Raw genomic sequence first — 4,255 nt, 5'->3', positions numbered from 1 at the left:
CAGCAAGCAATGGGGGAGTTTGATGACCTGTTTTCTCGAATTTTAGGAAAGAGCGAAAAAAAATATCCGGCGAAGACCAAGCATGATACCGGTAAAACAGCTCAATCACAGAAAAGTGAAGATAAGGTTAATGAGAAGAATGAAAAGAAAACTTTTAAGTGTCCTATTTGTAGAAAACCTCCTGAAAAGTGTGATGCATATTGAGTTGATGTTAGGTGCTTTGATGTTAAGAGAGAAGTAAATGAAAGGCACAAAGAAAAAAGAGATAAAAGAAAGAAAATTAATTGAAGCTAAAGGAACCGTGTTAGCTTCAAATATTGCAAGTGAAAGCCATAGAGGTTCATTGTCGAATCACCCTTGGTATGATAGGGACGTTGCTGGTACTGCTGGGGGACTAGAGGCTCATCATATTATTACAAATAAAAACCTGAACTCACCGAATTGGAGAGGATGGCGTAAGGCTTATGATTATGATATCAATGAGCATCAAAATGGAGTTATGTTTCCTAGTAACCCTCAGATTGCTTGTCAAGTTGAAACTCAGGTTCATAGATCAAATCATAACCGCGGACTAATTTATACCAGTTTAAAAGAAAAGTATATTGATAAAGGTGAACCTATACCTGATAGTGAATGTGAAAAAATTTATAAGAATGGCTTAAGGTATTTAAAAGGTGTTGATGATGAGATTCAAGAAGTTTTTGATAACGCAAAAATAAAATATTATTGTAAGGCAGGTAAGAAAGATGAGTTTACCGAAGACTTAAGAGGCGCGGCTGAAGATATTCTTGATTGTTTGGCAGACTTTACTTGGACTATATCCAGGTATGGGAAAGACTATAAGCGTGGTATCCTTATTGGTTGTTCAAATGGTTTGGATGAGTCGAAGAACAAAAAAAGAACACCTTGTTCACACCGAACGAAAGAAATAGATACGAATACCAATCAAAGAGTGTTAATACATGAGTATAAAAATGGAAATGGGATTATTATGAAGCCAAGAAAATTAGAGGTGGGGAAATGAGTGAGTATTTTTTTGTCGTTGAATCTACTTCAATGCCATACTATGTCTTTCCTGAAAAGTACGCAGAGGTTTTACCTAGTCCGATTTTCGTTTATCCCCAAGAGCCTATTCCTCTATTCGCTGACATTAAACCGGATGTTGACTATAAAGTTCAGGATTTCATAAAGTTCCCTGGAATATCATTTTCTGAGCGAGTATGTGAAAATGCTGGTTTACAATACATTTATGGTGTCAATTGGGCTCCGGTTGTTATAAATGACTCTAGGGAATATAATTTTTATATGGCACAAGTGGCTAATAGAATAGAATGTATTGATCTGAATCGTAGTGAGTACAAGAAGGTTTCTAGAAGTGGGAGAATTTCTGGCTTAAATAAGGTGGTGCTTGATGATGATAAACTTAATAAAATACCTGAAAACAGACGGTTAATGTTTGTTTGTAAAGGGTGGGGAGCCGTTTTATTTCATCATTCATTGGTTGAAAAAATCATGAGAGTTGAACCTATGGGGTTAGAGTTTATTTCAGTTGATGATTATACTAAAGGGATGTTTTAATGTTTGTTATCTTTAATAAAAATGGAATTGCTCAGGTGCTTCCAGAAAAAAAACCAAAGATAATTTTTATGGAGCCCGATGCTCTTTTTTTATTTGGAGTGCAAAACTCACTTATTTTATTTGAAGATATACTAGATAATTTAGATATTAAGTGGAAGGAAAAACTAAATTTATGGCAAGCAGAGCTTGATTTTAGAAAAAGCCTAGATGATGAAGAAGAATTTGATAAGCTTATTGATACATACTGGTCTGTAGATTTCGGTGATATACCTCAGGTAAATGTAATCGAAATAGGTGATAGTGATATACCATTTGTTTTTGATAAAACAAAGAAACTTTATATTAACATTGACTTTCTCAATGCACTAAAGAAGGCTGGGGCAAAAGATGTATGGTTTGATACAACAGCTCCATATGGAAGGTATTAAAATAAGAGGTTTTTTTAGGATATTTTAGTGTGATTAATTACTGAACATACGGTGGTTTTCTAATGCCATATATTAACTAATCTTATCGTTTAACGAATCAAAAAAAGCAATATAATAAGTTAAATTCACAAAGTTTGGATGATGTGAAACTTCATTATTTGAAAGTGAAAATGTTGCGTTAAGTCTGTTTAACCTGTTTTGAATAAAGAAGATAACACCTCCAAATGGAGGTGTTTTGGGTTTTGATGTTAAATCAGAGGTCATAGTAAATGGAGCGACTTGCTATCATGGATGGCGAAAGAATATTGCTATCAAAGGCAGCACGTTTTCATATTGATAATGAATACTCTATCGTAATGGATGAGGGTGTTTATGAAATTATTAAAGATGAAGGTGTTAAGTGCGAGATATTATAGTGTCCAGTTTTCGATTGTAATCGATACATCGAAGTGACCTGGGCATGGTATGTCTGATGCGCAGCTAAGATCACCATAGTTGCTCTCATTGTCTACGATTGATAGGGTGTTAGATAACTTAAATATCATTATACACTCTGGCTCGATATGCCCAAAAGTGATAACCCCATCTTTGTATGTGATATCTGATTCTGTAGGAAATGAGAGTTGATGTAGGCTAGTAATTATAACTTCAGATGAATTCTCTTCAAATTTAGAAGAAACCACATTGTAACCATGAACTATAGAGTCTTCGATAAAATCTATGCCTGTATCGGTATCAATATAATCATTCTCGATTGTTTCAAAATAAACAGAAGGACATACTATTTGTCCTTCTGTTAACAAAACTTTTTTTGGCGGTTTGCAGTCAATTATAGATTTAACTAGTTTTTTATTAATTTTAATTTCCTGCTTAATATTGATGAACTTTGATTCGATTTCTATACTCATGAATTAATATTGACTTTTGTGAAAGATAGTGTTCTATAATTATATTATATTTTTAGTTGGTTAAGCAATGAAAAACGAATACAATTTTTTGTCGGAAAACTTAGTTGAAAGGTTTCCTTTTCATAAAACTAAGAAACGAATTGTTTTTATTGAACCAGATCTTTATTAGATATTAGTTTCTCACCAAAGTTGTATATAATAAGTGATGTTGCTTCAAAAGTGGAAGCGTTAGTTAAAAATGTTGTTTGGCTGTGAGCTTCAATGAGAGGTTTGAAATTTGATGATGAAACCAGTTGATTTAGGCACGTTTTCAGAGAACGTATATGCAACAAACTCAATTTTTACCGACGTAGATGTTCGTGAATTTTTATACTCAGATAATGCGTACCAGCCGACGACTTCTCTTTATCCAATTGTATGGGAAGATGAAGATTGTTTAGCTGATGAGTTACCAGATATTATTGATAAAGGCGATCGTGTAGTCAATTCAATTGTGGCCGAAAAAATTATGGCTTTTGACCCATATGGGGTTGAAATCTATCCGGCAAGGCTGAAAGTAGCTGATGATACAGTAGAAGGCCGTTACTTGATGTCGGTTAAGAATGTAATTGATGTGTTGGATGAGAATGAAAGTTTTATTGAAATTAGTCCGGCTTCAGGCCGCGTGCTTGTTCATAACGTCTTTATTTCTGATGAGAAATTACTTAAAGTCCCACTTTATAAACGCTTGGTATTCCGAGTTAAGGGCGCCGATGACACCATTTTCTTTGATGGTAGGATTATTGATGCGGCCGATAAGTATTTTTCTATTCATGGCGCGAAGCTTATTCAAATAACCCCGTTTAACACATCAGAAGAAGCTCCAATTTTATAAGGCGGATGTATGAAAAATGAATATTACATTTTATCTAAAAATGTTTTTGAACAATTCCCATTCCAACAAACTCCTCAGCGTATCGTGCCTTCTGAGCCTGATTTACTACTCGAAATGACGTTTTCTCCAAAGCTGTTCATTATCGATGATGTTGCTTCAAAAGTGGAAGCGTTAGTTAAACATGGTGTTGAGTGGTTAGATGCTCGAGTTGATTGTTCGCTAAGTCAGCCAGAAGATGATCAGATTAAAGTTTACGAAAATTTACGTATGCCATATATTCATCAAACTTATCGTCTTACAAATGAACAAAAACAGCACGGTAAGCTGAATTGGTTAAATCTTGATGAAGTAGAACTGGATTTTACAATACTTGAAAATGTTCCTCTTGAAGAAAGGTTGATGTTTAAACTTGAAGAAGATTTTGGGTATGTGTTTATTCATAATAGTGTGATTGAATTGCTAAAAAA

The 4,255-nt window shown here is 34.1% G+C and carries 7 protein-coding genes and 1 pseudogene; 7 read left to right on the top strand and 1 reads right to left on the bottom strand.

Annotated features, from left to right (window positions below):
• The 5 genes and pseudogenes from Q0852_RS23280 to Q0852_RS23260 form a co-directional block, all read left to right on the top strand.
• A pseudogene (locus Q0852_RS23280) lies at positions 1 to 204 on the top strand (hypothetical protein); the annotation flags it as partial.
• Positions 205 to 241: 37 nt separating this feature from the next.
• Positions 242 to 1,024 (top strand): AHH domain-containing protein, encoded by a 783-nt coding sequence (locus Q0852_RS23275; protein ID WP_299022740.1) that lies wholly within the window; start codon positions 242 to 244, stop codon positions 1,022 to 1,024.
• Positions 1,021 to 1,578, top strand: coding sequence for a hypothetical protein (locus tag Q0852_RS23270; RefSeq protein WP_299022737.1), 558 nt, complete (start codon positions 1,021 to 1,023; stop codon positions 1,576 to 1,578). The genes Q0852_RS23275 and Q0852_RS23270 overlap by 4 nt, the downstream gene beginning before the upstream one ends.
• Positions 1,578 to 2,006, top strand: coding sequence for a hypothetical protein (locus Q0852_RS23265; protein WP_299022735.1), 429 nt, complete (start codon positions 1,578 to 1,580; stop codon positions 2,004 to 2,006). The genes Q0852_RS23270 and Q0852_RS23265 overlap by 1 nt, the downstream gene beginning before the upstream one ends.
• A gap of 269 nt (positions 2,007 to 2,275) precedes the next feature.
• A complete protein-coding gene (locus Q0852_RS23260) occupies positions 2,276 to 2,422 on the top strand; it encodes a hypothetical protein (RefSeq protein WP_299022733.1) in 147 nt (48 codons plus the stop codon).
• On the opposite strand, the gene Q0852_RS23255 is transcribed toward Q0852_RS23260, so the two are convergent.
• Positions 2,417 to 2,914 carry a hypothetical protein gene (locus tag Q0852_RS23255; protein ID WP_299022730.1) on the bottom strand — a complete coding sequence of 166 codons (498 nt, stop codon included), beginning with the start codon at positions 2,912 to 2,914 and terminating at the stop codon, positions 2,417 to 2,419. The genes Q0852_RS23260 and Q0852_RS23255 overlap by 6 nt on opposite strands.
• A 280-nt stretch (positions 2,915 to 3,194) precedes the next feature.
• Here Q0852_RS23255 and Q0852_RS23250 point away from each other — a divergent pair, with 280 nt between their 5' ends.
• The gene (locus Q0852_RS23250) at positions 3,195 to 3,788 is read left to right on the top strand and encodes a hypothetical protein (RefSeq protein ID WP_299022727.1); all 594 of its coding nucleotides are present in this window, start codon (positions 3,195 to 3,197) and stop codon (positions 3,786 to 3,788) included.
• A 9-nt stretch (positions 3,789 to 3,797) separates the two neighbouring features.
• The coding region (locus tag Q0852_RS23245; RefSeq protein WP_299022724.1) for a hypothetical protein at positions 3,798 to 4,255 on the top strand (458 nt) is incomplete at its 3' end.

The organism is uncultured Photobacterium sp. (assembly GCF_947502415.1).
Taxonomy (GTDB): domain Bacteria; phylum Pseudomonadota; class Gammaproteobacteria; order Enterobacterales; family Vibrionaceae; genus Photobacterium.
This window is presented reverse-complemented; position numbering and strand designations above follow the sequence as displayed.

Excerpts from the sequence above, each read along its gene's own strand:
- Q0852_RS23275 (WP_299022740.1), top strand. The coding sequence starts at position 242 with ATGAAAGGCACAAAGAAAAAAGAGATAAAAGAAAGAAAATTAATTGAA.
- Q0852_RS23260 (WP_299022733.1), top strand. The coding sequence starts at position 2,276 with ATGGAGCGACTTGCTATCATGGATGGCGAAAGAATATTGCTATCAAAG.
- Q0852_RS23270 (WP_299022737.1), top strand. The coding sequence starts at position 1,021 with ATGAGTGAGTATTTTTTTGTCGTTGAATCTACTTCAATGCCATACTAT.
- Q0852_RS23250 (WP_299022727.1), top strand. The coding sequence starts at position 3,195 with ATGATGAAACCAGTTGATTTAGGCACGTTTTCAGAGAACGTATATGCA.
- Q0852_RS23255 (WP_299022730.1), bottom strand. The coding sequence starts at position 2,914 with ATGAGTATAGAAATCGAATCAAAGTTCATCAATATTAAGCAGGAAATT.
- Q0852_RS23265 (WP_299022735.1), top strand. The coding sequence starts at position 1,578 with ATGTTTGTTATCTTTAATAAAAATGGAATTGCTCAGGTGCTTCCAGAA.